Origin of the sequence: Streptomyces pallidus (ex Mingjun et al. 2026) (assembly GCF_051550185.1) — a bacterium.
GTDB lineage: Bacteria > Actinomycetota > Actinomycetes > Streptomycetales > Streptomycetaceae > Streptomyces.
In genome coordinates this window covers 45,633-70,855 of sequence record NZ_CP196181.1, presented here as the reverse complement: position 1 = coordinate 70,855, position 25,223 = coordinate 45,633, and the positions used below count along the sequence as shown (strand labels likewise).

Annotated in this window: 21 protein-coding genes and 3 pseudogenes; 10 read left to right on the top strand and 14 right to left on the bottom strand. The window is 71.1% G+C overall.

Annotated features, from left to right (window positions below; translation table 11 throughout):
- Positions 1 to 42: 42 nt before the first annotated feature.
- Both ACSHWO_RS00345 and ACSHWO_RS00340 read left to right on the top strand, forming a co-directional pair.
- Positions 43 to 510, top strand: a complete 468-nt coding sequence (locus ACSHWO_RS00345; protein WP_438309520.1) for a pyridoxamine 5'-phosphate oxidase family protein — start codon at positions 43 to 45, stop codon at positions 508 to 510.
- 112 nt (positions 511 to 622) lie between these two features.
- Positions 623 to 1,321 (top strand): helix-turn-helix domain-containing protein, encoded by a 699-nt coding sequence (locus ACSHWO_RS00340; RefSeq protein ID WP_438309519.1) that lies wholly within the window; start codon positions 623 to 625, stop codon positions 1,319 to 1,321.
- Between the two features lie 198 nt (positions 1,322 to 1,519).
- On the opposite strand, the gene ACSHWO_RS00335 is transcribed toward ACSHWO_RS00340, so the two are convergent.
- Positions 1,520 to 2,734: an IS110 family transposase gene (locus tag ACSHWO_RS00335; RefSeq protein ID WP_438309518.1), complete on the bottom strand. Its 1,215-nt coding sequence runs from the start codon at positions 2,732 to 2,734 to the stop codon at positions 1,520 to 1,522.
- Positions 2,728 to 3,843: pseudogene (locus tag ACSHWO_RS00330) on the bottom strand (nicotinate phosphoribosyltransferase); the annotation flags it as partial. The gene ACSHWO_RS00335 and the pseudogene ACSHWO_RS00330, both read right to left, overlap by 7 nt.
- A gap of 313 nt (positions 3,844 to 4,156) precedes the next feature.
- Between ACSHWO_RS00330 and ACSHWO_RS00325 the strand changes: the two are divergent.
- Positions 4,157 to 4,615, top strand: coding sequence for an Hsp20/alpha crystallin family protein (locus tag ACSHWO_RS00325; RefSeq protein WP_438309517.1), 459 nt, complete (start codon positions 4,157 to 4,159; stop codon positions 4,613 to 4,615).
- Entirely contained in the window at positions 4,612 to 5,115 is a 504-nt protein-coding gene (locus ACSHWO_RS00320; protein ID WP_404235500.1) for a flavodoxin domain-containing protein, read from the top strand. The genes ACSHWO_RS00325 and ACSHWO_RS00320 overlap by 4 nt, the downstream gene beginning before the upstream one ends.
- Before the next feature lie 148 nt (positions 5,116 to 5,263).
- Here the strand turns inward: ACSHWO_RS00320 and ACSHWO_RS00315 are convergent, their stop codons facing one another.
- The 9 genes from ACSHWO_RS00315 to ACSHWO_RS00275 form a co-directional block, all read right to left on the bottom strand.
- The gene (locus tag ACSHWO_RS00315; protein ID WP_438309516.1) at positions 5,264 to 5,755 is read right to left on the bottom strand and encodes a CBS domain-containing protein; all 492 of its coding nucleotides are present in this window, start codon (positions 5,753 to 5,755) and stop codon (positions 5,264 to 5,266) included.
- Between the two features lie 64 nt (positions 5,756 to 5,819).
- Positions 5,820 to 6,479: a CBS domain-containing protein gene (locus tag ACSHWO_RS00310; RefSeq protein ID WP_438309515.1), complete on the bottom strand. Its 660-nt coding sequence runs from the start codon at positions 6,477 to 6,479 to the stop codon at positions 5,820 to 5,822.
- 280 nt (positions 6,480 to 6,759) lie between these two features.
- Positions 6,760 to 7,014 (bottom strand): acyl carrier protein, encoded by a 255-nt coding sequence (locus ACSHWO_RS00305; RefSeq protein WP_438309514.1) that lies wholly within the window; start codon positions 7,012 to 7,014, stop codon positions 6,760 to 6,762.
- A complete protein-coding gene (locus ACSHWO_RS00300) occupies positions 7,011 to 8,309 on the bottom strand; it encodes a dihydrolipoamide acetyltransferase family protein (protein WP_438309513.1) in 1,299 nt (432 codons plus the stop codon). Before ACSHWO_RS00300 ends, ACSHWO_RS00305 begins: the two co-directional genes overlap by 4 nt.
- Before the next feature lies 1 nt (position 8,310).
- Complete coding sequence (locus ACSHWO_RS00295; RefSeq protein WP_438309511.1) at positions 8,311 to 9,318, bottom strand: alpha-ketoacid dehydrogenase subunit beta; 1,008 nt, start codon at positions 9,316 to 9,318, stop codon at positions 8,311 to 8,313.
- Positions 9,315 to 10,376, bottom strand: coding sequence for a pyruvate dehydrogenase (acetyl-transferring) E1 component subunit alpha (gene pdhA / locus ACSHWO_RS00290; RefSeq protein WP_438309510.1), 1,062 nt, complete (start codon positions 10,374 to 10,376; stop codon positions 9,315 to 9,317). The genes ACSHWO_RS00295 and pdhA overlap by 4 nt, the downstream gene beginning before the upstream one ends.
- 24 nt (positions 10,377 to 10,400) lie before the next feature.
- A complete protein-coding gene (gene acsA, locus ACSHWO_RS00285; protein ID WP_438309509.1) occupies positions 10,401 to 12,191 on the bottom strand; it encodes an acetate--CoA ligase in 1,791 nt (596 codons plus the stop codon).
- Between the two features lie 545 nt (positions 12,192 to 12,736).
- A complete protein-coding gene (locus tag ACSHWO_RS00280) occupies positions 12,737 to 13,456 on the bottom strand; it encodes a response regulator (protein ID WP_438309508.1) in 720 nt (239 codons plus the stop codon).
- A gap of 138 nt (positions 13,457 to 13,594) precedes the next feature.
- Positions 13,595 to 14,239, bottom strand: coding sequence for a CBS domain-containing protein (locus tag ACSHWO_RS00275; RefSeq protein WP_438309507.1), 645 nt, complete (start codon positions 14,237 to 14,239; stop codon positions 13,595 to 13,597).
- Positions 14,240 to 14,503: 264 nt separating this feature from the next.
- On the opposite strand from ACSHWO_RS00275, the gene ACSHWO_RS00270 reads away from it, so the two are divergent.
- Both ACSHWO_RS00270 and ACSHWO_RS00265 read left to right on the top strand, forming a co-directional pair.
- On the top strand, positions 14,504 to 15,367 hold the full coding sequence (locus ACSHWO_RS00270) for a potassium channel family protein (protein WP_438309505.1): 864 nt from the start codon (positions 14,504 to 14,506) through the stop codon (positions 15,365 to 15,367).
- A 392-nt stretch (positions 15,368 to 15,759) separates the two neighbouring features.
- Positions 15,760 to 16,629 carry a CBS domain-containing protein gene (locus ACSHWO_RS00265; protein WP_438309504.1) on the top strand — a complete coding sequence of 290 codons (870 nt, stop codon included), beginning with the start codon at positions 15,760 to 15,762 and terminating at the stop codon, positions 16,627 to 16,629.
- A gap of 146 nt (positions 16,630 to 16,775) precedes the next feature.
- Here ACSHWO_RS00265 and ACSHWO_RS00260 read toward each other — a convergent pair whose 3' ends face one another.
- Together ACSHWO_RS00260 and ACSHWO_RS00255 are read right to left on the bottom strand one after the other, a co-directional pair.
- Positions 16,776 to 18,251, bottom strand: a complete 1,476-nt coding sequence (locus ACSHWO_RS00260) for an AAA family ATPase (RefSeq protein ID WP_438318814.1) — start codon at positions 18,249 to 18,251, stop codon at positions 16,776 to 16,778.
- Positions 18,252 to 18,360: 109 nt separating this feature from the next.
- Positions 18,361 to 19,236 (bottom strand): universal stress protein, encoded by an 876-nt coding sequence (locus ACSHWO_RS00255; RefSeq protein ID WP_438309503.1) that lies wholly within the window; start codon positions 19,234 to 19,236, stop codon positions 18,361 to 18,363.
- Positions 19,237 to 19,398: 162 nt separating this feature from the next.
- Here ACSHWO_RS00255 and ACSHWO_RS00250 point away from each other — a divergent pair, with 162 nt between their 5' ends.
- Complete coding sequence (locus ACSHWO_RS00250; protein ID WP_438309502.1) at positions 19,399 to 19,713, top strand: isoamylase early set domain-containing protein; 315 nt, start codon at positions 19,399 to 19,401, stop codon at positions 19,711 to 19,713.
- Between the two features lie 467 nt (positions 19,714 to 20,180).
- Here ACSHWO_RS00250 and ACSHWO_RS00245 read toward each other — a convergent pair.
- Positions 20,181 to 20,509: pseudogene (locus ACSHWO_RS00245) on the bottom strand (transposase); the annotation flags it as partial.
- A 693-nt stretch (positions 20,510 to 21,202) separates the two neighbouring features.
- On the opposite strand from ACSHWO_RS00245, the gene ACSHWO_RS00240 reads away from it, so the two are divergent.
- The 3 genes and pseudogenes from ACSHWO_RS00240 (at position 21,203) to ACSHWO_RS00230 (ending at position 25,196) form a co-directional block, all read left to right on the top strand.
- A complete protein-coding gene (locus ACSHWO_RS00240; protein WP_438309501.1) occupies positions 21,203 to 21,964 on the top strand; it encodes a restriction endonuclease in 762 nt (253 codons plus the stop codon).
- A 757-nt stretch (positions 21,965 to 22,721) separates the two neighbouring features.
- A pseudogene (locus ACSHWO_RS00235) lies at positions 22,722 to 23,135 on the top strand (STAS domain-containing protein); the annotation flags it as partial.
- 255 nt (positions 23,136 to 23,390) lie between these two features.
- Positions 23,391 to 25,196, top strand: coding sequence for a diacylglycerol kinase family protein (locus ACSHWO_RS00230; RefSeq protein WP_438318811.1), 1,806 nt, complete (start codon positions 23,391 to 23,393; stop codon positions 25,194 to 25,196).
- The last annotated feature ends 27 nt before the right edge of the window (positions 25,197 to 25,223 follow it).

Here is a 25,223-nt window from a genome sequence, read left to right as displayed (position 1 = left end):
GGCCGAGTCCAGACGGCTCGCCTGCCGACCGGAGGGGCGACGATGACGGACAGCCAACCGTTCGGCACGACCCACGCGCCGTCCAGGTCCTCGGCCGAAGTGCCGGGGCGACGGGTGGAAGAGCTGGCCGCCGAGGAAGCGCTGGAGCTGCTCGGCAGCGTAGGACTGGGGCGCATCGTCTTCACCCGGCACGCGCTGCCCGCCGTACGCCCGGTCAATCACCTTCTCGACGCCGGAGACATCATCATCCGCCCCCACGACGGATCGACGCTCGCAGCTCTGGTGGAAGCACAGGAAGGGACAGGCGTGGTCGTCGCGTACGAGGCCGACACCATCGATCCCGAAACCCGTGTCGGCTGGGGCGTGGTGGCCACCGGCTACGCCACGGCCGTCACCGACCCGATCGAGCTGGAGCGCTACGCGCACCTCCTCCTGCCCTGGGTCGAAGGCGCGTTCTCCGGTCCCATCCGGATCACGCCCGGCCTGGTCACCGGCTTCCGACTGTATTGAGGCGGCCCGTGGGAAGCGGCCCGGCGGTACCGGAGACAGGGGAACGGAGCGTGTCCTCGCCCGAGCGAAGCACGATGCGGCGGCCGAGCCGCTGAAGGAGCGACGAAACGTCATGATCACCATCAGTGGACCCGGGCACCCTCCACCCCGCGAGCCCGATGGCCGGACCACGGCAGGTCGGACCGACCTGGGGCGTCGGCTTGCCGCCCGTCGAACCGCGGCCGGCATGAGCCGTGAGGAGCTGGGAGAGCACTGCGGTGTCGACGCGCACTACATCGCCTGCCTGGAGGACCACGTCGCCCTCCCGGCGATCGGGACGCTCGTACGTCTCGCCGATGCGCTCGGTACCACCGTCGACGCCCTGGTCGGCGCGGGCTCCGGTCGCGGTCCTTGGCCGCCCCCCAAGGCTCCGGACGTTCAGCCGGTCACCCTGGACGAGGAGGAGTGCCGACGGCTGCTCGGGGTTCGGGGCATCGGTCGGGTGGCCGTCTTCACCCCCGAGGGTCCCGCCATCCACCCCGTGAACTACCTGGTCGCTGCCGGAGACGTCACCTTCCGTACCGCAGCCGACACCGTGCTGGCACGGGCCGCGGGCAGGGAGGCCGCCTTCGAGGTGGAGCGGATCGACGAGGTGGCGGCCAGGGCGTGGAGCGTGCTCGCCGTGGGGGTGCTCGAGGAAGCGACCGACCCGGCCCGGCTGGAGCGCCTGGCCGACGCGGCCCACTCCACGCCCTGGGCGGGCGGTAGCCGTACCCACTGGATGAAACTGACCCCGGTCCGCCTCACGGGCCGCCGGGTGGCGTGCCGCTGACCTCCCGGACCGGCACGTGCCGGCCTCGGTCAGTGATGCTGTCGGAACGTGGGGCCCCGTAATCCGCGAGCAGATCTCTACGCACCTTACCCGTGAGCCGGGACAGCGGCTTCGAGGTCGTCGTAGCCGGGGGCCGGGGGGGGTGTCTCTATGTCCTTCGCCAAGGGTGCGGTGCCGGGTTTGGGTTGTTTGGGGTGGTTATGCGGCGAGGGTGACGGTGGGGGGTCGGGATTCGTAGAAGGTGCCGTCGCGGAGCATGGCGAAGAGGACGCTGATGCGTTGGCGGGCGAGTCGGAGGAGGGCTTGGGTGTGGGTTTTGCCGCGTGCTCGATGCCGGTCGTAGTAGGTGCGTGAGGCGGGGTCGGCGTTCATGCAGGCGAAGGCGGAGAGGAACATGGCGCGTTTGAGCTGCCGGTTTCCGCCTCTGGGTGCGTGTTCGCCGTGGATCGAGGTCCCTGACGACCTGGTGGTGGGGGCGAGGCCGGCGTAGGAGGCGAGGTGGCTGGCGGTGGGGAAGCCGGTCCCGTCGCCGACGGTGACCAGCAGGACGGCGGCGGTCCTGACTCCGACTCCGGGCATCGAGGTCAGGACCGGGTGAAGAGGGTGGGCCTCCAGCAGGGTGTTGATCTGGGTTTCCAGGGCTCGGCGCTGTTCGTGGACCGCGGCGAGCGCGCGGGCCAGCGAGGGGATGACCACGTCGAGGGTGCCCGTGCCGGGGACGACGACGGTCTGTTCGTCGAGGGCGTTGAAGATGTCGTCGATCAGCCTGTCGGCCATGCGCGGGGCCTTGGGCCGGATTACCTCGACGAGTCTGCGGCGGCCGGCCTTGCGCAGTGCGGCCGGGGATCCGTAGCGCTCCAGGAGCCAGGTGACGGCGGGGTGGTCCAGTCGCGGTCCGAGCACGCGCTCCAGCGACGGGTGGAACTGGGTGAGCAGGCCGCGTATCCGGTTGCTGGTGCGGGTGGCCTCGGCGGCGAGGTCCTGGTCGAAGCCGGTCAGGACGGTCAGCTCGGCGGTGATCTCGTCGGTCAGCTCCAGTGAACGCAGGGTGTGGGGCATGGTGCGGGCCGCGTCCGCGATCACCGCCGCGTCCTTCGCGTCGGTCTTCGCCTCCCCCGGATACAGGTCGGCGATCCGCCGCATCGCCAGTCCGGGCAGATAGGCGACCTCGCAGCCGGCGTCGCGGGCGACGGTCAGCGGGAGAGCCCCGATCGAGGCGGGCTGGTCCACGATCACCAGGACGCTGCCGAACTTGGCTTTGAGCTTGTCGAAGACGGCCCGCAGCTTCGGTTCGCTGTTGGGCATCGGCTTGTCGAAGACCTTCTTCCCGGCCGGGGTGAGCCCGTGGCCGTGGTGGGCGGTCTTGCCGACGTCCATCCCGAGGAAGACGCCTATGCCTTCGGTGTCTAACATCGCAACCTTCCGCAGGTGTTGACCGTGCCGGCCTCGGCGGTGGCACCGTGCTCGCGCATCCACGTTATGCAGACCTGCCGCCCACGTATCTGCCCGGCATTGCGCCGGACCGGACGGTGGCCGGGTCTCTCATCAGCGTCTCCGACGGCACCTGCCGGGCCCGGCGACACCACCCCCCAGGTCATCCGTTCGACAGAGGGGACACAGTCATACCGGGCCCGGAGGCCAGCGGCCCCATTGCAGGACCGCGAAAAACATAACGGGGGGGCTCGGATGCGCATGGCCTCCTGCGGTAGGGCGTCGAGGTCGGCCTCGAAGCGGAGCGTGCGGCGGGCGCGCCTCGTCCTGGAGGGCGATCACGTCTGCCCGCCCGGGCCACCGGTACACCTGCTTGGGCGCCGGGGCGGCGGCCTTCGCCGAGGACAGCTTCATCACAGGCCGCCCGTCGTAGGCGACCAGCTTGTACGCAGCGTCCAGGTACGGTGCGTCCGCGGCGACACCCACGCGGGTGCCCGCCGCGAAGACATCGATGGGAGCCCCGGAGCGGATGAGGTCGTCGATCGCGTACTCGTCCAGACCGCCGCTGGCGATGATCCTCACGTCCGGCAGGCCTGCGGCGTCCAGCCGGGCACGGGAGCGGCGCGCCAGCTCTCCGAGGTCACCGCTGTCGAGGCGGATCGCGCAGCCCGGACCACGCCGTTGCCCGGCCAGGACCCGGGCAGAGGTCGTCACGCCCCGGTCGGTGTCGTAGGTGTCGACGAGCAGGGTGATCGGGCCGGGATGTGGGCGCGAAGGCCCGGAACGCCTTCTCCTCGGAGGGGAAGGATTCGATGTACGAGTGCGCCATGGTGCCGGAGGCGGGCAGGCCCAGCCTGACTTGCGGCGTCGACGGTGCTGGTTCCGGCGAACCCGACGGGCCCCGCGAGCCGGGCGGCCTGGAAACCGGTCTGCGGCCCGTGGCTGCGACGCAACGAGAAGTCGACCACCGGCCGCCCGCGGGCGGCCAGGACACAGCGTGCCGCCTTGGAGGCGACGGCCGTCTGGTGGCAGAGCCGGCTGAGCAGGTACGTCTCGACGGGCTGGGCCTGGGGGAGGGGCGCTGTCACCTCCCAGGTACGCCATCCGCCATCGTGACCTCGTACAGGTCTGTTGCGGTCGCATCCGACATGCCTCCAGCGTGCCCCGCGCAGGCGGAGAACGCGCTGGGCAACCCGGGGGACGGGGTGGGGGCCGGGCGACTCCTGCCCCCGTCGGCGTGGCACGCCCATGGCCGATGCTCGTACACCGCCTGAGCCGGGGCCGAACGGCCCCTGTCGCTGCCCCGACAGGCCCAAGCGGGCCCGGTGGCGGCGGAACGACAGTGGAAACGGAAGCCCTTACGAAGGTGCCGATCGCACGGCGCCGGAAATCCAGGAGCACCCCATGTCAGGCACGCAGATGGAGCGGAGGCGCAGCCTCTTCCCCGACCTCACGGACTGGTTCGGAGCCGACTTCCCGCGCTTCCCGATGTGGCGGCCGGCCCTCAACGCCCACCCGATCCCGATCGAGGTGACCAGCGACGAAGGCACGTACACGCTCCGCGCCGAACTGCCGGGGATGGACCCCGAGAAGGACATCGAGATCACGGTCGACGCGGACACCCTCACCGTGAGCGCCGAGCACACCGAGAGCGCGGAGGAGAAGGACCACTCCGAGTTCCGCTACGGATTCTTCCGCCGCAGCGTCCGCCTGCCCGGCCGGATCCCCACCGAGGGAGTCGAAGCAGCGTACGAGGACGGCATCCTCACGGTCCGCGTACCGATGGAACCCGAACCCCCTGCAGGCCGCCGCAGCATCCCCGTCAAGCGCCCCCAGGACACGGAGACGGGGGAGACGTCATGACGGCCAAGAGGGTCTTGGTCGCCTACGGGAGCAAGCACGGCGCAACCGCCGGGATCGCGGCGGAAATCGGCAGGACCCTCCGTGAGGACGGCTTGGACGCCGTGGTGCTCCCGGCGGACGACGTGGACGACGTCCGCGGCTTCGACGCCGTCGTCCTCGGCGGATCCCTGTACGCCGGCCACTGGAGCGGCAAGGCCCTGCACTGCGCGGAACGCAACGAGCACTACCTCAAGCACCGCCCGGTCTGGCTGTTCAGCAGCGGCCCGATCGACAGCTCCGCGGAGCAGCACGAGATCCCGCCGGTGCCGGCCGTGGCCCGGCAGATGGAACGACTCGGCGCACGCGAACACGTCACCTTCGGGGGCAGCATCACCGCGAGCACACCGGGGCTCATCGCCAAGGCGATGAGCCGGCACGGCAAGGGCGGCGACTTCCGCAACCCGGAGCGGATCCAGACCTGGGCCCACCACATCAGCAGCGAACTCGCCGCTGCCGCCTGAACGGCCGACCCAGTGGCCGAGCCGAGCCGAGCCGACGGAAGGCGGCTCGGTCGCATGGCGACGTCTGCTTCTCCAGCGGTCCATGTATGTGCCGCCGGGCCGCGGTCCGCGTATGTGCCGCCGGGCCGCGGTCCGCGAACTCGCGAACTCAGGATCCGCGAGAAGCAGGCGGGCTCGATCCGTCCACTCGTGCGTGCGGGCCGATTTCGTCCTGCGGGCCCGGAGGCTCTTCGAGGACGCTCCAGGCGACCGGGCCGAGCAGATCCGCCACTCTCCGGAAGACGTCCATCAGCAGGTCGTCCACCGTGAGCATGCCCACGACACGCTGTCCGTCCATCACGGGCAGACGCCGGACGCCGCTGTTGCGGAAGGTGCGGTACGCGGCGTGGATGTCGTCGGCCAGGTCGACGGTCACGGCCGGGGTGGTCATGACCTCCCCGATCGGAGCGCCGCGGTCGAGCCCTACGGCCACTGCGCGCACCGTGATGTCACGGTCGGTGACGATGCCGCGCAAAGCCTCTCCCTCCGTCACGACCAGGCAGCCGACGCCGTGCACGTCCATGTGGCGGGCGGCCTCACCGATGGTCATCGTGGTGGTGACGGACACGGCGGGTGCAGACATGGATGCGGATAGGTTCATCGTCCAGCTCCTTCCCAGTAGCCCGGCGCATTTGGTGGCGGCCGTCGTTCGTGACCTGACCGGTTCAGCGGCCCGTGCCGGTGTCGTCCGCTTCCCACGCGAGGTGCTCCGTGACCCGGACGACGCCGTCGACGGTTCGGCAGAGCCGCTCGATCACGGGTACGAGGCTCTTGAAACGCACCGCGCCGTGCAGGGTGACCTGTCCGTCCACCACCTCGACGGACACTGCGGCGGGGTCGAGGTGCAGGGTGCGGTCGAGGACCTCCCCGGTGATCTCGCGGCGGATGGCCTCGTCGTCGCGCAGGAAGATCCGCAGCAGGTCACCACGGGTGACGATGCCCACGAGGACGTCGGCGTCGTCGACGACCAGCAGCCGCTTGACCTGCTGGCTCTCCATCAGCCGAGCCGCCTCTGCCACGGTCCAGTCCGGCCGTGCGCAGACGGCCGGGGCCGACATGAGCTCCTCCGCGGTCGTGCTGTCGGCCTTGTCGCGCTCCCACGGTCCGGGGTGCGGCAGTGAGCGGAACCAGTCCCCTTGGTCGGCGGACTTCGGCAGCAGATCGCCCTCGGAGACCACGCCGAGCGGGTGGCCGCCGGTGTCGGTGACCGCCACCGCGGACACCTTGTGCTCGCCGAGCGTGCGCACGATGTCCTTGAACGTGGCGTGCCGGGGGACCGTGACGACCTCGCAGGTCATCAGTTCGCCCACCTCTCTGTGCCTCACGGTGTGCTCCTTCCCGTTGCTGTGGCAGGGCGTCGTGGTGAGACCGGCCGTTGCGCGCGGAGCCGGGCGTCCCTGGGCTCGGTCACCGGCGGAACGGCCATCAGCTGCCCTGCGGTCACGGCGTGCGACTCGTCGTTCACGGTGCGCAGGTGCTTCATGGTTCCTCCTGCCGCTGGGTACCGTGCTCTCCCAGCCTGGCTGCACTCGTCCAGGCGGAGTAGGGCCGACCGGGACCCGAGTGGGCGCTGACCGGCCCGGCCCGCGCCGTCTACGACGGGTCTCATGGTGTGCCCCCGGTGTGCGCGGCGACGTAGCCCGCGCATCCGTCAAGGGTGGTGAGAGAGGGGTAGTCCCGTTCCGGCAGGGTGAGCCCCGTCCGTCCGCTGAGCACCTCGACGAAGGTGAGGAAGTCCAGGGAGTCCATGTCCAGGCGCTCCCGAAACTTTTCGTCGGGTGAAACGGCGGAGAGGTCGGCGCCGGGGACGACCTCCTCGATCACGGCTTTGATCGTTTCGAGGGCTTCGTCGCGGGTCACAGATCCTCCGGATGCTGGAGCAGGCGGTCGAGCGCGGTGAGGAAGCGGGCGCCGGTGGCGCCGTCGCTGGCCCGGTGGTCGGCGGACAGTGTCGCGGTGACGGTCGGGTGGACGGCGAGCATGCCGTCGACCGCGACGGGTCGGTCGGTGATCCGGCCGAGGCCGACCATCGCCACCTGGGGCGGATAGATCACGCCGAAGACCGACTCGACTCCCTGATCGCCGAGATTGGTCACGGTGAGCGTCGGGTCCGCCGTCTCCGAGGCCCGCAGCCTGCCGTGCCTGGCCCGGGAGACGAGGTCCTTCAAGCTGGCCATCAACTCCGGTAGGGGCATGCGGTCGGCATCGGCCAGGGCCGGGGCCACCAGTCCGCCTCCGCGCAGCGATACGGCCGTACCGAGGCGGACACCGGTCGCGGGCACGAAGCGGCCGTCCGCCCAGTGACCGTTCAGTTCAGGTACCTCACACGCGGCCAGTGCCACTGCCTTCAGCATCAACGCGATCGGGACGAAACGTTCCGGGACCGGTCGTGTGCTGTTCTGCTGCCGCATCCAGCCGAGGGCCTCGGCGAGGTCGATGGTCGTGGACAGGTAGTAGTGCGGGATCTCCCGCTTGGCGCGGGACATCAGCCGGGCGATGGCCGTGCGATCGTCGGGAGACGGCGTCGCCCGGGTGGCGCGCGCGGCGGGTGGGGGAGGCGGCCCGATTGCAGCAGCCTGTTCGGCCAAGACGGTGGAACCGGTTGCGCTGCTTCTGGTTCCGGCCGCGGCACGGACGTCGTCGGCCTTGACCGCGCCCCGGCTGCCGGTGCCCTTCACGGTCGTGAGGTCGACGCCCAGTGACTCGGCGAGGCGTCGCGCGAGCGGTGACGCCGCGATCCGTCCCGTCGCCGGACGCGCTGCCCGGGACACGTCCGCCCGGGTGATCCGGCCGCCCCTGCCGGTGCCGTGCACGCCTTGGAGGTTCACTCCTTCGTCGGCTGCCTGGTGCCGGACGAGGGGGGTGGCCAGTGCGGCCTCGGCGGGAACAGGTCCGGGCGTGACGGGAGGCGGTCCCGGCGCGGCGGGGGTGATGACGGCCAGGGGCGTTCCGACGGGGACCGTCGTGCCCGGTTCGACCAGCAACTCGGTGACCGTTCCCGACGCGAAGCACTCCACCTCGATCGTCGACTTGGCGGTCTCCACGACGGCGACGACGTCGCCCCGTGCGACCTCGGCCCCCTCCGCGACCAGCCACTCGACGAGGGTGCCCTCGTCCATGTCGGCTCCGAGGGACGGCATGGTGAACTCGCCCACGTCAGGCCACCGCCTGCTGGACCGCTGCCACGATGGAAGCGGGCTGGGGCAGAGCGGCCTCCTCCAGCTGCCGTGCGTAGGGGATCGGCACCTCCTGGCTGCACAGGCGCTGGACCGGGGCGTCGAGTTCGTAGAAGGACCGCTCCATGATGCGGGCGGCGATCTCCGCGGAGAGACTCCCGCTGCGCCACCCCTCGTCCACGATCACGACCCGGTGGGTGCGGGCGACGGACTCCAGCACCGTCGCGTCGTCCAGGGGCCGCAGGGACCGCAGGTCCACCACCTCCGCGCTGATGCCGTCCCCCGCCAGGGCTTCGGCGGCGGCCATGGCCTTGGGCAGTGACCCGCCGTACGTGACCACGGAGACATCCGTGCCCGGACGGCGTACCGCCGCGGAGTCCAGGCCGACGGAATCGATCGTGGCGTCCAGATCCCCCTCCTCGTTGTAGAGGCTCCCGTGCTCGAAGAGCACGACGGGGTCGGGGTCGTCGAGGGCCGCGGCCAGCATGTGACGGGCGTCGTCCAGGGTCGCGGGGGCGAGCACCCGGATGCCCGGGATGTGGGCGTACCAGCCCTCCAGGCTGTGGGAGTGCTGGGCGGCGAGCTGGCGCCCGGCCCCGGTGGTCATCCGGATCACGACGGGCACGTTAAGCTGCCCGCCGGACATGTGCAGCAGGGTGGCCGCGTTGTTCATGATCTGGTCGAGGGCCAGCAGGCTGAAGTTGACGGTCATGATCTCGACGACCGGCCGCAGGCCGCCCAGCGCGGCACCGATGCCGGCCCCGACGAATGCGGATTCCGACAGGGGGGTGTCGCGGATCCGGTCGGGTCCGAACTCCTCCAGCAGACCGAGGCTCACACCGAAGCAGCCGCCGTACCGGCCCACGTCCTCACCCATGAGGAAGACCCGGGGATCCCGGCGCAGGGCCTCGCGCAACCCTTCCCGCAGGGCCTCCCGATACGTCGTACGGGCGGTCGCCGCGCTCCCGGCGGACTGACGCGCGTTCATCTCGTGCTCCCGGTCGTGCTCGTCACGAACCGCAGCAGGTCCGCGACCGGTTCGTACGGGGCGGCTTCGGCGGAGCGCACGGACGCGTCGATCTCGGCTGTCACGTCCTCCTCCAGCCGCTTCCTCGCCGGGTCGTCCAAGGCGCCCTCGGCACGCATCCGCTCCTCCAAGCCGGCCAAGGGGTCACGTGTCTTCCACTGCGCTATCTCCTCCTTGCTCCGGTAGCGGTCCGGGTCGTACATCGAGTGCGCCCGGAAGCGGTACGTCCGTGCTTCGAGGAAGTGCGGGCCGCCACCCGCCCGGACGGAGTCGGCCGCCCGCCGCGCAGCCGCCTCGACGGCCAGCACGTCCATGCCGTCGACCGTCCAGGCGGGCATACCGTACGACGCGGCGCGCATCGCGAGGTTCGTTTGCGCGTGTTCCCGCGCCAGACTGGTCCCCATGGCGTACAGGTTGTTCTCGCAGACCAGCAGCAGGGGCAGCTGCCACAGCGCGGCGAGGTTGGCCGTCTCGTGGAACTCGCCCTCAGCGTAGGCGCCGTCGCCGAAGAAACAGCACGTCACCCGTTCGGCGCCGCGCATCCGGTCGGCGAGTGCCAGGCCGGCGGCCAGCGGCAGTCCCCCGGCCACGATGGCGTTGCCGCCGTAGAACCGCCGTCCCGCGTCGAACAGGTGCATGGACCCGCCGCGCCCGCGGCTGCACCCGGTGGCCCTGCCGAACATCTCGGCCATCACGGCCTCGGCCGGCACGCCCCGGGCCAAGGCGTGGCCGTGCTCGCGGTACGTGGACACCACGGCGTCCTCCTCGCGCAGAGCCTGCCCGACGCCCACGGCGACCGCCTCCTCGCCGATGTACAGGTGGACGAAGCCGCGGATCTTCGCCGCGCTGTACAGCTCGACGCAGCGCTCCTCGAACCGCCGGATCAGCAGCATCTGCCGCAGCACCTCCAGCTCGTGGTCACGGCTGCCGGGACGCGGCTCGCCCACCTGCTGCTCCGGCGGCCGGCGCCGACCTCCCGCACCCTTCGGGCCGGGGGCTCGCTTGGTGGTCGTGCTCATGGTCGTGCCTTCCTCACACGCTGCTCAGACGGGACCCTCCAGGGTCGACAGGTCACCCTCGGGCAGTCCGAGTTCACGGGCCCGCAGCAGGCGGCGCATCACCTTGCCGCTGCGGGTTCTCGGGAGGTTCTGGTCGAACTCGATCTCCCGCGGGGCCACCGCGGGCCCGAGCCGCTTCCGGGCGAAGGCCAGCAGTTCGCGCTTCAGCCCGGCTTCCGGTTCGTACCCGGGGCGCAGCGAGACGAACGCCTTGACCACGGCTCCAACGACCGGCTCCGGGCGTCCGATCACGCCCGCCTCCGCCACGGCCGGATGCTCCATCAGAGCGCTCTCCACCTCGAAGGGCCCGATGAGGTGCCCGGCGGATTTGATCACGTCGTCCGCCCGCCCGACGAACCAGAACCATCCGTCCTCGTCCCGTTTCGCCAGATCGCCGGTGAGGTACCAGCCGTCGGCGAAGCAGGCGTCGTAGCGCGCCCGTTCGTTCAGATAGCCGCGGAACATCGACGGCCACCCCGGCCGGAGCGCCAGCTCACCCTCCACACCCGGCTGGGTGACCGGCCGTACGTGCCCGTCGGTGACCGCCGCACGTCCGTCGTGACCGCGTTCGAGGACCGCCGCGTCCACGCCGGGCAGCGGACGCCCCATGGATCCGGGACGGATGTCGCTGGACGCGTAGTTGGCGATCATGATGGCGCCCGTCTCCGTCTGCCACCAGTTGTCGTGCACCGGCAGGCCCAGGACCTCCTGCCCCCACACCACGGCCTCCGGGTTGAGCGGCTCGCCGACGCTGGCGATGAAACGGAGAGCAGACAGGTCGTACGGTCCGGGAAGCCCGCTGCCGCTGCCCCGCGGAGTGGCGCGCATGAGCATGCGGATCGCCGTGGGCGCCGTGTACCAGACCGCGACTCGCTGGGTGTCGAGGATCCGGTACCAGCGGTGCACATCGAACTCGCCCTCGTCCACCACCAGCGTGGCCCCGTGCGCGAGAGGGGCGATGATCCCGTAGGAGGTGCCCGTCACCCAGCCGGGGTCGGCCGTGCACCAGTACACGTCCCGAGGGCCGAGGTCCAGGGCGAAGGCAGCCGTGGCGTGGTGCGCCACGACCGCTTCGTGCACGTGCACCGCGCCCTTCGGCGTGCCGGTCGTCCCACTGGTGAAGTGGAGCAGGGCCATGTCCTCCGCGTCGGTCGGCGGCACCTCGAACACCGGCGGGGCCTCAGCCATGAGGTGGTCGAGTACGAGCGTGCGCGGAGGCGGGTCGGTGACGGGGCCGACGAGCAGCACGTGGGCCAAGCCGGGCAGCAGGTGCCGGATCTCCTCGACCTTGCGCCGGTACAGGGCCTCGGTCGTGACCAGGACCCGGGCGTCGCCCAGGGCCAGCCGCTGGCGCACCGGCTCCGGGCCGAACGCCGAGAACAACGGGCACAGCACCCGTCGGGCACGGAGGGTGCCCAGCACCGCGGCGTACAGCTCCCGGCGCCGGCCCAGCAGGGTGAAGACCCGCTCCTGCGGGCCTGCTCCCAAGCCGTCGAGGACGTTCGCGAACCGTGAGGCGTCGGCGGCGAGCTCTGCGTAGCTGACGTGTGTCACGGAGTCGTCGGCGGCCACGCACCGCAGGGCCTCCCAGTCCCCGTGACCGGCTTCGATGTGCCGGTCGACGGCTTCGAAGCCCATGTTCAGGCCGCCGCCCGGCAGGCCGCTCAGCCACGACCGGGCCTCGTCCCAGGTGAACGTCGCACAGGTGTGCTCGTAGTCCGGGAGCCTCCATGCCTCATCAGGGCGGCGCTGTTTCGTGATGATCGAGTAGGTCATGACGGGCTCCTCGTCCATCACGGGGCATTCCCGGATGGTGGTCCAGAACCACCATCCGTCGGACCCGGTACGTCGGGGGAGGGCCGAACGGTCCTGGGCGGGGACCGCTCGGTCCACCCGCGCGCCGGCCTGAGCCGGGCAGTTCCTTGCAGACTGCCGTCGATGGCTTCGGCGCCACCGTGTGATCCGGGCCCACCTCGCGGGCACGGGCTGAGAAGGGCGTCAGCATTCCGGACATCGAGCAGGAGCTGGCCGACGTGCAGCGCGAGCACCGGCAGCAGACCTGCGGCGAGCATCCCGGAATGTACGTCGAGGAGCCGTCAGCCGCGTCCGTCCACGCCGCTGTGGTGTTCCAGGCGGCCGCGCCCGTGAGTTCCTGGAGCTGGGCGCCGGGCACGGCCGTGACGCTCTGTACTTCACCCGCGAGGGCTTCTCCGTGCTGGCCACCGACTTCAGTCCGGTGGGGCTGGAGCAGCGGCCTACCGCGCAGGCTGTGGCGCAGCGCCCAGACCGTGCCGCAGCAGTGAGCACCGGCCAAGCGTCACTCACCGTGACTGAGTGTTCCGGCTCGGGGTCTCGCGCCCGTCTCCCTGCTCGTGGACCTGCGCGGCGATGACCGCTGCCTGGACCCGGCGTTCGACGCCCAGTTTGCCCAGCAGCCGGGAGATGTGGTTCTTGACCGTCTTCTCCGAAAGATAGAGCTGCTTGGCGATCTGGCGGTTGGTGAGGCCGTCGCCGATCAGTTCCAGTACCGCCCGCTCCCGCTCGGACAGGGCGGCCAGCCGGGTGTCCGCGGGCTCCTTGGCGACTTCCGGGTCGCGCAGGGAGTGCATGAGACGGGCGGTCGTGGCCGGGTCGAGCATGGACTGGCCGGTGGCGACCATCCGTACGGCGGAGACGAGGTCGGACCCGTTGATCTGTTTGAGGACGTATCCGGCGGCCCCTGCCATGATGGCGTCCAGTAGGGCGTCCTCGTCGTCGAACGACGTCAGCATCAGGCAGGCCAGCCCCGGCAACCGCGAGCGCAGGTCCCGGCAGACGGTGATGCCGTCGCCGTCCGGCAGCCGTACGTCGAGCACGGCGACATCCGGGCGCAGCGCCGGCCCGCGCGCCAGCGCCTGCTCCGCGGTGCCCGCCTCGCCCACGACGGTGATGTCCGCCTCGGCATCAAGGAGGTCACGCAGTCCCCGCCGGACCACCTCGTGGTCGTCGAGAAGGAACACCTTGATCGGCACCTCGGCGGAGGGGCCTGGTACATCGGACATTTCGCCGCCTGATCCGGACCACACTAGGGATGCTTCCACCCGAATTGTCCCAAGTTGCGGCCGATGCGCATCCGCGGACAGGAAGACCTGTCCGCGGATGCGCATCGGCCGTCACGATCGGGCAGAGCCCGCGTCGGCCTATGTAGTGGTCGAGACCGCCCCGTCGAGATCCATCCGGACGTCGACAACCCCCTCGACGGCGCGGATGGCGCGAGCCAGGAGGGGGACCAGCGCCCGGTCACGCAGCGGCCCCTGCACGGTGACGACACCCTCCACTACGGAGAAGTCCAGGGCTACACCTGGTGCGAGTTCTGTCAGCACGGCCTGGCGGATCTCCTCCTCCAGTTCCTCATCCGGGCGCAGGAAGACTTTCAGCAGGTCGCTGCGGCTGACGACGCCCTCCAGTATGCCGACCCCGTTGACCACCGGCAGGCGCTTGACGTGCTTGCGGGCCATGATGCGGGCCGCCTCGGCAAGAGTGGCGTCCGCGTGGACGGTGACCGCCGGGCTCGACATCAGGTCCTCGGCGAGCACGCCACCGGCCTTGGAGGCTTCCTCCAACTGGTCCGGCAGGAGGGGCTCCTCGCGGCGGAACTCCTCCTTGTGCAGCAGGTCGGCCTCGGAGACGACCCCGACCACGCGCCCCTCACCCTCCAGCACGGGGACCGCACTCACCTTCCATTCCTGCATCAGCTCGACGATCTGCTTGTACGACGCCTCGCGGCCTATGGCGATGGCGGTGTGTGTCATCACGTCACTGACGGTGTAGCGAGATGCGGGCATGACCGGCTCCTTCGCCGTGTCCGGGCACAGATCCTGCCGCCGCCCTGGAGAGCGCGCAGGTCGGGTCGAACCCTCCTTCCATCTGAGCACTCGGGCATGTGCCTGCGCAGGGCCCTGTGGGTCCAACGCGGAGGTACGACTGGCCCCGTGCCGGACCGCTACCACCCAGGCCCAGCCCCACCCCTCAGATCCCTGGTGTGTGGCTGCGGTGGGCCGTCGACGGCGTGAGGGAGGCTGGGTGGCGAGCTGAAGGAAGGGAGCGGTATGGACTGGCCGGTCGGTCTCCTGGGTGTGGTCCTGGTGCTGTTGGTCCTGCGCGACGTGTTCCACACCTTGTGGCACCCCACCCGCCACGGCGGCCTGAGCCGATTGGTGATGATGGGCCTGTGGCGGCTGTCCGCAAGGCTCCCCGGCAGCCGCCGCGCTTCGGGGTTGACCGGCCCCTTGGCGATGGTGGCGGTGGTCGCCGTATGGACGCTGACCGTGGTGGTGGGCTGGGCCCTGGTCTACTCACGGCACATGCCGGACGGGTTCACGTACACCGCCGGACTCGAGCCCGCCGAGCACGCACGGTTCATCGACGCACTGTACGTGTCCCTGGTCACCGTCTCGACCCTCGGCCTCGGAGACATCGCACCCGGCGAAGGGTGGTTGCGTGTTCTCGCTCCCCTGGAAGGACTCGTGGGCTTCGTCCTCCTCAGCGCGACGGTTTCCTGGACCCTCGGCATCTATCCGGCCCTGGCCCGCCGCAGGGCCTTGGCACTGCGCCTGTCACACCTGGCGCGCACCCACCCCACCACGGAGCAGATCGACGCGGACGCGGGAGCGGCGATCCTCGACAGCCTGGCCGCCGGCATCTCCGTCATCTCGGTCGACTTCATGCAGTACGCCGAGTCCTACTACTTCCATGACGGCGACGACCGTACCTCCCTGGCCCGCCACATCGCGTACGCGGAGAACCTGGCGGACCGGGCAGCGACGGCTCGCCATCCGGACGTCCGGCTTTCGGCGGCGGTGCTGCGCGCGGCGCTCGAAGACCTTGCTCTCATTCTCGACCAGCGCTTCCTGCACACCCGGGGAACCGTGCGACAGACCTTCGAGGCGTTCGCGCGCGACCACGGAAACTGAGGGGTGTGTTGCTTCCCCGATGACCGCGTGCTCTCGGTCCCATCATGCCGCGCACGCCTGTGACAGGCACTGAGGCGAACAGCCCCCGATGGGGCCCATTCGGCCCTGCCTGCCCACGGCCCGCCGCTCCACGGTGAAGACACAGGGATCCGGCGTTCGGGAGTCCGCTGCGGGAGCCTGTTCCCTCAGTGCGGCACCACTGCCGGGGCCGTGAACGCCCGCTCCTGATGCTGATGCCCGCGCGACGGGCGGCAACGCCCCAGAGGAGGCACCGATGGATCCGGTGACCGCAATCAAGAACGACGACCTTGGCGCTGCGCTGCACCGCCGCGGCTGACGCCCCGCACGGTCAAGCCGAGCCCCAGTCCGATCTGAGAAGCCAGGAGTACGCGATGCATGAACGAGAGAACTTCTCCGCCGCCGCCGAGGCCGGCCGGTCCGTGGCGGGGGGCGCTCGGCGGGCCGATGAGCCGCAGCGGCAGGACGCCCTGCTGCGCTACCTGGGTGTCGTGACTGACATCGCTTCCCGAAGGCGGTCGGCACCTCCGGTAAAGGCTGGTTCTTCTGCCACCGCCACCCAGCGCGGGACGGCCGGGGCGACCTCGGCGCCCCGGCCCGAGGCGGTGGTCGGCATGTTGCTGGTACGCGAGGTCATGGACACGCCCGCCCCGTCGGTGCGCGGCGACGCGCCCTTTGCCGAGGTGGCCCGGGAGCTGTCTCGCGAAAGGGTCGGGTCGCTGCCCGTGCTGGACGCCGAAGGCCAGGTCATGGGGGTGATCTCAGAAGCCGACCTCCTGGCCAGGGCGGCTGTGGAAGGCACCGGCCACAGGCCCGGGGCCCTGGCACGGGCCCGTGAACGCGAGCTGAGCGACGCAGCACGCAAAGAGACCGCGGAAGGACTCATGACCGCTCCGGCCATAACCGTCCACCCCGAGGCGACGGTGGCCGAAGCAGCCTGGCTGGCCTCCCTGTCCCGGCTCAAGCGACTCCCGGTCGTCGACCACGAGGGGCAACTGGTGGGGACGGTCCATCGCCGCACCCTGCTTGAGGCCCTGGTCGGGGACGACGGGCTGCGCAGCGAGATCGAGGCTGTACTGCGCGCCAATGCGCCGGAAGCCGCGGACACCGTCCGCGTGTCGGTGCGCACGGGGCACGTCACGCTGACGGGTTCAGCAAGCGGCGCCGACGTGGCAAGAGTGCTCACGGACATCCGCAAGATAGACGGGGTGAAGGAGCTGACCGACCGGTTGATCGCCATGTGACGACGCTGTTGCGTGCGAGACAGCTCCCGCAGGCCTGCTGTATCTCGTTCGCGATCTCCCTGCCGACAGAGCCAATCCGCGGCACTCCCGCCGCGGTCGGCACATATCCGCGCCGCCGACGGGGCACAGTCCCTGCGTCCAGGGGCTCAGTCCGGCTCCATGTAGGGGCGGCGGAAGACCGGAGCCTGGCTGGTCCCCCATGGGTGTACGGCCGCCAGTGCCTGGACGACCGCGGACTCGAGAGAACCGCTGGTGTCGATCGTGACGGCCTCGGCCCACGGGGCTTCTTTGGCCGCGATGGCCCTGGCGATGGCGCGGTCGGCATCGGACGCGCCCGGGGCGCGGGTATCGATCCGGGCCTGCGACAGGTCGTCGGGAACCTGGCAGTGGAGTGCCACGAGGTCGGCGTCCGCGCGTTCGGCCATGCGGAGGGCGGCTTCGCGTTGTCCCGCATCGGACCAGGTGGCGTCCAGCACGACGGACTCGCCGGAGGACAGCAGGGTCGACGCCCGGTCGAGGAGGGCGGTGTACGTCTCGGCCGTCCACTCGGGTGTGTACAGGCCCTCGCCGTAGTCGGCCGCCGCCGACTGTTCTGCAGGGATGCCCGCGAGTTCCTTGCGGATGCGGTCGCTGCTGAGCAGCGTCACGCCGAGGCGGTCGGCGAGTGCCCCGGAGAGGGTGGACTTCCCGCTGCCCGGGAGCCCGCCGACGAGTGTCAGGCAGACGGCGGAGGTACGCAGGTGGCGCACTGCGATCGAGACCAGCCGCCGCGCCGCCGATTCCGCGCCCGGGGCCCCCTGGCGTGCCTGGATCAGGGAGACCTTGACACGCACGAACGCGCGGTAGGCGACGTAGTGGTGCCACAGGGAAGGGGGTGCCGGGTCGCCGGAGTATTCGCTGTACCGGGCGAGGAAGTAGGACGCGGCCTCGGGATCTCCGAGGCGTTCCAGGTCCATGGCGAGGAACGCGGCGTCGTCGAGGCCGTCGACGAAGCGGAGGTGGTCGTCGAATTCGAGGCAGTCGAGGATGCGGGGGCCGTCGTCGAGGCAGAAGATGTCGTCGCCGAGCAGATCGCCGTGGCCGTCGACGATCCGCCCCTGTTCGATGCGGGCGTCGAACAGCTGCTTGCGGCCGACGAGGTAGCGGCGCACCAACCGCTCGATCTCGGACAGACCCTCGGGTAGGTGTTCGGCGTCAGTCAGGTCACGGACCTGCGCGAAGCTGGCTTCCCAGCGCGACGACAGCGCGTCCCTGGTGCCTTGTTCGTCCACTTCCGGGCCGCGGACCGCTCTTGCGTGGTGTGCGGCGAGGCGGCGGGCGACGTCCTGCAGGACGCCGTCGACCGCAACGCCTTCGCGTACCAGTGTGGAAAGGCGGCGGTCGGCCGGCATCCGGCGCATGACGACGAGCGGTTCGGGCACCTCGGCGTCGGGGCCGCGGATCTCTCCCACCCCCAGGTAGACATCCGGTGCGAACTGCCGGTTGAGAGCGACTTCCTGTTCGCAGGCGGTTCGGCGAGCCGCCACGGTCGTGTAGTCCAGGAACCCCAGGTCGACCGGCTTCTTGAGCTTGTAGGCGCGGTCGCCCACGAAGAACACGACCGCGGTGTGGGTCTCGCACACCTCCGCCCGCTGCGGCGGGGCGGAGCCGTGGCCGGTGCCGTGCCGGAGCGCCGACGCGCCGGAGCGATACGCGGGCCCGCGCGGCTCCATGGGGAGGTTGCCGTCCGGCTCAGTCATGGGGGACGACGGCGACGGGGCAGCGCGCGTGATGGATGGCGGCCTGGGCGACGGAGCCCAGGCGTGGTGCCAGGGGTGGACGGTGTTTGCGCCGGCCGACGACCAGCAGGCCGGCTCCCTCGGCAGCCTGAACAAGGGCCCTGGCCGGGCTTTTGAGGGCGATGCCGTCGGCAACGTCGAGATGCGGGAACTTCTCGCGCCACGGATGGAGGGCGAGGTTCAACCGCTTCTGGGCTTCCTGCTTGATCTCTTCGGTGACTTCGTGGTCCACACCCCACGGCGTGTAGGCGTGGACAGGCAGGCTCTCGCCGTGGACGGCCCGCAGGGGTACGCCGCGCGCCGCTGCGGTTTCGAAGGCGAACGCGAGCAGGTCATCGCACGGGCCCCGCAGTTTCAACGCCACCACCACGCCGCCCGGCGGCCCCGGTGCGGGCGCCGGCCCGTCCCTTCGTGCCTCGGCACGGACCAGCACCACCGGCCGCTCGGCCCGGGCCACGACGGGCGTGCTGATGTCACCCAGGAAATAGCTCTCCACGAGCTCCAGCCCCCGCGAACCGAGCACCGTCATCTCGGACTCGGATGCCGCGCGCAGGAGAGCGTCCTCGGCGTCGTCGGCAACCAGCTCGCCAACGATCGTCAATCCTGGATGAGTTGCCTGGAGCTCTGCCCGCGCCTTGTGCACGAGCTTCTTCGCCCAGTAGTTCTGGTCGATCTCCGAGGGAACGCGCGTCGGCTCAGGGGCAAGCATGGGCCAGGCATGGAGCAGACGCAGCGTGAGCCGCCGCCGGTCGGCCTCGTCGGCGGCCCAGCGGGCAGCGGCCAGGCTCTCCGGTGAGCCGTCGAGGCCCACGGTCACGACCGGGTCCATGGCGTCAGCCTCCTCTCACGAGTACTCCGGAATCACAGTGCACGAGTCGCCCCTCCATGCGGAGCAGGCGCACCGAAGAGGCCTTCCTCGGGGCCACCGGCCGGGTGAGCGTCACCGCCTGCCGGGCGTGTAACCAGCAGAGCCGTGCCAGCAGGGCCGAGAATGCAGCAGCCACAACAACTCTCCCAGTTGGAGTACCTGGTGCTCGAACGCAAGCAGCTCAAAGGCCGTACCCAGATCACCTTCGTCCTCCCCGAGGACAGCCCGGCCGGGCCCGTCAGCGTCGTCGGGGACTTCAACCACTGGAACCCCGCCGCCCACCCCCTCACCGCCCGCGGCGACGGCACGCGCGCCGCCACCGTCACCCTCCCCGCCTGTACCACCCATTCCTTCCGCTACCTCGCCGCAGGCGACTACTGGTTCGACGACGAGCAGGCCGATCACCACGACGGCATCAACAGCCGCCTCCGCACCTGACCTGTCACCCCGGTTCGGGGTGACAGGGAACGGGTGGGGTGTCGTGCCGCTGACGTGGCGCGCCTCCTCGCGGGAGACCCGGTCCGGGTAGCCCCGTCCGGCTGTCACGCGACTGCTTCCGCCCCGGGCCGAGAGCAAGGCGCCGGGGGTTCTGCTGAGGCGCTGCCGCGCTCGGCCAATGACGGATCCCCATACTGGGAGAGCCCCCTGTTACCGGGGAGGTGACCCGCGTGATCCCGATGGTTCTGGGCGTCTGCCGCGTGGCCACCCCTGGCGACCGTCGGGTGGCCCTCGTACCCGGGGCCGTGCACAATGTCCACGCCCTGGGCTTGGGCGTACTGGTGGAATCCGGCGCCGGTGCGGGCCTCCGCGTACCCGACGATGGGCTGGGCCGGGTCCTCGTGGCGCTGGTCGATCCGCTGAGCATTCCGTTCCAGGTTCGGTGGTGGGCCGACGAGGAGCTCACCCGCCGAGTCGAGGACCGCGCGGGAGAGATCAATCAGGCCAGCGTCGTCGAGCTGGTGCAGGATCTTCTCGTGCAGCCGGCCCCAGACCCCGGCCCTCGACCAGATCAGGAACCCGGCGATGGGTCGTCGATTTCGAGAACTCGAAGCAGGGCGGCAGGGCCCGCCAGGCACATCCGTACACCAGCACGTAGACGATCGCGGCGAACAGCGTCTCGTCAGGGGTGTCCTGCGTCCCGCCGCCCTGGCCGCACCCTCGACGTGGGGATCAACGGCTCCGCGATCTCCCACAACCCGTCCGGAACAATCCAACTCCATGTACCCCGCCCCATGACGACCTTAACAAGCGCCTCACCACATAGGACACGGTCTAAGGACCGTAGCCATGTGAGTCGGCGACCACCCGTCCAGGTCACCCGCCACCTTCCACGGAGACAGCACCCCCTTCGCCGAGTTCCGAACCCCTGCCGGGGCCGGCGGCCAGCCCGGGTGACTTCCTCCTCGCCCGCGTGGAACCTGCCGAACATGATCCCGACAGGGCCGTAGAGGTCGTGGCAAAGCTCGTGAAGAAGCACCACCGGTTTTTCAAGCGGCAGATCAAGCCACGGACGGCAAGGACAAGCCTGTGATGCACCACAGGTAGCTGACGGGAAGCGAGGCGACTGCCCGAGGGGCGGCCGACGGGCGCACGCCAGCTCGTACCGCATCTGCCTGGCCGTGCAGGATCTGGACCGCACCCTGGTCGGCCCTGGCCGGCCTGGGACCTCGTCGCCGCGTGCGCAGCCCGGCGCCGGTACCGTGCGGTTTCCCCGCATGTCACGACCAGAACAGGCACGGGTCGCTCTGATCGAGGACCCGGCGACGCAGCGGCCTGGCCCCGGTGGCCCGGGCCGGCCCTCACGAGTCCCGGTTTGGAATCCGTACTCCCGGCTATACGAGCGGTCAACAGGCTTCGGCGCCCGCTGCGGCCCCGTTCCGGCCGGGGGACGGGGACTGCGGCGCTGCCGGGGGAGAGGGGGACCCGTATGACCGCACCCGAGGAGAACGGGGCCGTGTCCGTACGGGGCGCCGGACCCGCGCGGCGCCCCGGTCCGGGACGGGACGCGGTGCTCGCACTCGGACTGTTCGGCACCGCCGTCGCGGGCGTGGCCGCCTTCGTGAAGGCCGTGTCGGCGGACGGCATCGGGCTCCCACTGGCCCCGATCGCCGCCTTGGCCCTCCTGCTGCTCGGCGTGCTCGTGGCGAAGTGGAGCCTTGCACCGGTTCGGCGCCGGCGCCGCAGGCGCACCCTGCCGGCCGACGGGAGCGCGCAGGCACCCGCGGACCTCCCCGACATCGGGGGCGAGGCCCTCGACCACGCGGGGGCCGACGCCGAGGGGTTCGAGCACGCCGTGGCGGCGCTGTGCGCCCGGGACGGTTGCACCTCGGTGGAGGTGGTGGGCGGCGCGGGCGATCTGGGCGCCGACGTCGTCGCGACGGCGGCGGACGGTCGGCGCGTGGTGATCCAGTGCAAGCACTACGCACAGGGCCACCGGGTCGGCTCACAGGACCTCCAGCGCTTCGGCGGGACCTGCTACGCGGTCCACGAGGCGGACGTCGCCGTGATCGTGACGACCAGCTCCTTCACTGCACCCGCCGTCGAGTACGCCGACACGTGCGGGATCGTCTGTGTCGACGGCGAGGCGCTGGTCGCCTGGACGGAACAGCAAACCCCTCCACCTTGGGCGTCTGGCGCGGGCGCCCCGCCTCCCCCGGCCGGCCCCGTTCCCCCGACAGGTGCGGCATGACGGTCTGCGAGCGGGTCAACGGTAGGGGGCCTGGCGAGGGAAGCGGGGTGCGAAGGTGACCTGGGTGACGCCCCCTTGAGTGACGTGCACAGAACCGGGTGCAGGCACAGTGGGACGCCGTCGAACCGACAAGGTCCAACAGAGACGGCTGTGGTCGCGCCGGTCCGGGAGAGCGTGCGGTGAGGCCGTCACGCGGGCTCCGTCCCGAGGACAGGGAGGGTGTGTCGCGTTCCCTCCGGAAGTCGCTGGTTTTCGGGATTTGGTCCGACCGGTGGGAAGGGCGCGATCGTGCGGGGCGCTGCTTGTTCGGGGCGATCCATGTGAGCCGGCGGTAGTCGCGGCGCCGGGTGGCGAGCCACCGGTCGGCCTCCTCCCCATGCCGGGTCACCCCGGCACACCGGCCGCGAGGTGGGCGGCTGGTGCGGGAGCCGGGTGAGGAAGGCGTAGTGGCGTTGCCGGTACGGCCGGCTCCTCTGCCGAGTCCGCGAGCCGCCTGGTCGGCGGGTGCCTCGGGTGTGGATGCGGCTGGGGGTGCCGTCGTGGCGGTCGGCCGTTTCGTCGTTGAACCAGTAGCCGCCGGCGGCGGGGGAGCGAAAGGTGCGGGTGCTGCCTGCGGGGAGAGCGACGGTCATGGGCCGGGTGCCGTCACCTCGGGCGGCCAGCGGGTGGTCGTGGGGGTGGTGGTGGGGGTGGTGGGTGTACTGGTTGAAGTCGCTGCCACGCTGACCGGCCCGTCGGATGGCTGGCAGGGGGGAAGATGACGTGTGTGCGGCACGTGGGCGTCTTGCGTTCGAGCACAGCCGAACTCCAGACGGTGGGAGGGCCGGATGCACGACTCGACGGTGAACCACGCGGCGAGAGGAAGCAGCGTCTGCAGGACCCCGTAGACGGCCACTGCCGAAGCGAACCCATCGAGGTGGAGGACCGTGACGGCACCACCGTCGTACGCCCATTCGGAGAGATGGACATCGACCGGGCCAAGAACCTGCGCGGGGCCCTGCTGGGCGCCCCGGCCAACCAAACCCGACCCCAGAAGGTGGTGGTCGACCTCCACCACCTGTCCTTCTGCGACTCCTCGGGCCTCAACGCCCTCCTGGACGCCCGCAACCTCGCCATCGAACACCATCAAGACCTCACTCTCGCCGCGTCCGGGAGGCAGGTCCTGCGCCTGCTGGAACTGACCGCAACCTCGGCCTGTTCAGCATCGAGCCAACGGCGCCGTCCTGAACCGGGCGGGCACCGGGGCCCGATGAGGCAGCCCCTGGTGCGCACGGTGCCTGGTATCCGGACAGGGGACCGGGCGGTAACCCGGAGGGGGCGTGGGTGGGAGGTCCCTTGCCCGCCGCATTGCCACGTGGTTGCGGCGGCAGGCCGCGGTCGTGAACTGACACGCATGAGCGGCCCGCGGCACGGTTACACGCCGTCAATGAGATCTGAACACAGCGGTCCCGCGGGACCGGGCCGCCTCTCCGCACTGTGGCTGCTGCCCCTGCAGACCCTCCTCATGGTCGGCGTGGGGCTGATGGTCACCGGTCCGCTGGCGGACCAGTGGCCCGTGTCGGCGGAAGACGCCATCAACCGCGCCCTGGCCGCGCGCCGCGGCGGACCCGCCACGCCCTTCTCGGACTGGCTGTCCCTGCTGGCCGGCACCCAGAGCATCATCGCCCTCACCGTCCTCGCCGTGGCCGCGATGCTGGCGTTTTCGCTGGGGCGGCGGCTGCGGGAGGCGGTGTTCCTGGCCGGGGCGGTCGCCGCCCAGTCCGCGGTCTTCCTGCTGGTCACCATGGTGGTGGAACGGTCGCGTCCGCACGTGCCCCAACTGGACGCCGCCCCACCGACCTCCAGCTTCCCCTCCGGGCACGTCGGCGCGTCGGTGGCCCTGTTCGGCGGCCTCGCCGTCCTCGCCGCGCTCCGTACGCGCGGCGAACGACGATGGCTGCGGCATACCCTGGTCACCGCCCTGGTTCTGGTTCCGTTGCTCGTGGCGTTCTCCCGGGTCTACCGGGGGATGCACCACCCCTCCGACGTGGTGGGCGGCCTGCTCAACGGCGCCTGCATCCTGCTGGTCATGACGCACGCGCTGCTGCTGCCCGCCCGACCACGCCCGCCGGCCCGTGCCGTCTTCGGCGCTGTCCCGGCGGGCTGCCTCCCCACGCAGAGCCTCCCGGCCGCCCGCCCCGCCTCCCACGACGGGGCGGCCCGCCGGGCCGTGGTGGTCCGCCACCCGCACGGCTGCGGAGCGGAACTGGCCGAGCAAGTACGGGACATCCTGCGCCACCACGGCTACGCCGACCAGACGTGGACGGCGACGTCCGCCGAACACGCCGCCGGCGGCCTCGGCGAGCGGATCGCCGAAGAGGACCCCGCCCTCGTCGTGGTCTGCGGCGGGGACGGCACCGTACGCGCCTGCGCCGACCTGCTGGCCGACACGGGGATCCCGCTCGCAGTGGTGCCCTGTGGCACCGGCAACCTGCTGGCGCGCAACCTGCGGCTCCCCGCCGATCCGGCCGCCGCACTGGAGGCGGCCCTGTCCGGGCAGACCGGACGGATCGACGTGGGACGGGTCCGGGCCGACGGGTTCGGGTCGGGCCGCTTCACCGTCATGGCGGGAGCCGGTTTCGACGCCGCCATGGTCGGCGACGCCTCCGAACGGGTGAAGCAGCGCCTCGGCTGGGCCGCGTACGTCCTGTCCGCCGCCCGTCACCTCGGCGATCCCCGGATGCGCCTGTCGATCCGCCTGGACGGCGGCCCCGTACGGGAGCGCCGCGCCCGCATGGTCGTCATCGGCAACGTCGGCAGTCTGCAGGGCGGGCTGCCCCTGCTGCCCGACGCCCGGCCCGACAGCGGCCGGCTGGACGTGGTGCTGCTCGACCCCGGCGGGGTCCGTGGCTGGCTCGCGGCGGCGAAGCACCTCGGGGCGCGCATGCTGCCGGGCCGGGCGGAGCCCGGGCCCGGTGGCACGTACGGCACCGTGGCGGGCGGCGCGTTGGAGTACTTCAGCGCCGTACGCATCGACATCCGCTTCGCCCGGCCCCAGCCGCGCGAGCTCGACGGCGACGTCATCGGCGCCGGCACCCGGCTCAACGCGGAGGTGGAACCGGGCGCGCTGCGCATCTGGCTCCCGCCGCGCACGCCGTCCACACCGGGGGAGCAGGGTCATTCGGCCGTGGCCCGGGGCACCGCCGGGGACGCTGGTTGCTCCGAGCCGGCCCCGCACGCCCTCGGCTGCTGAGCCGGGTCAGGGAGCAACGACTTCGAC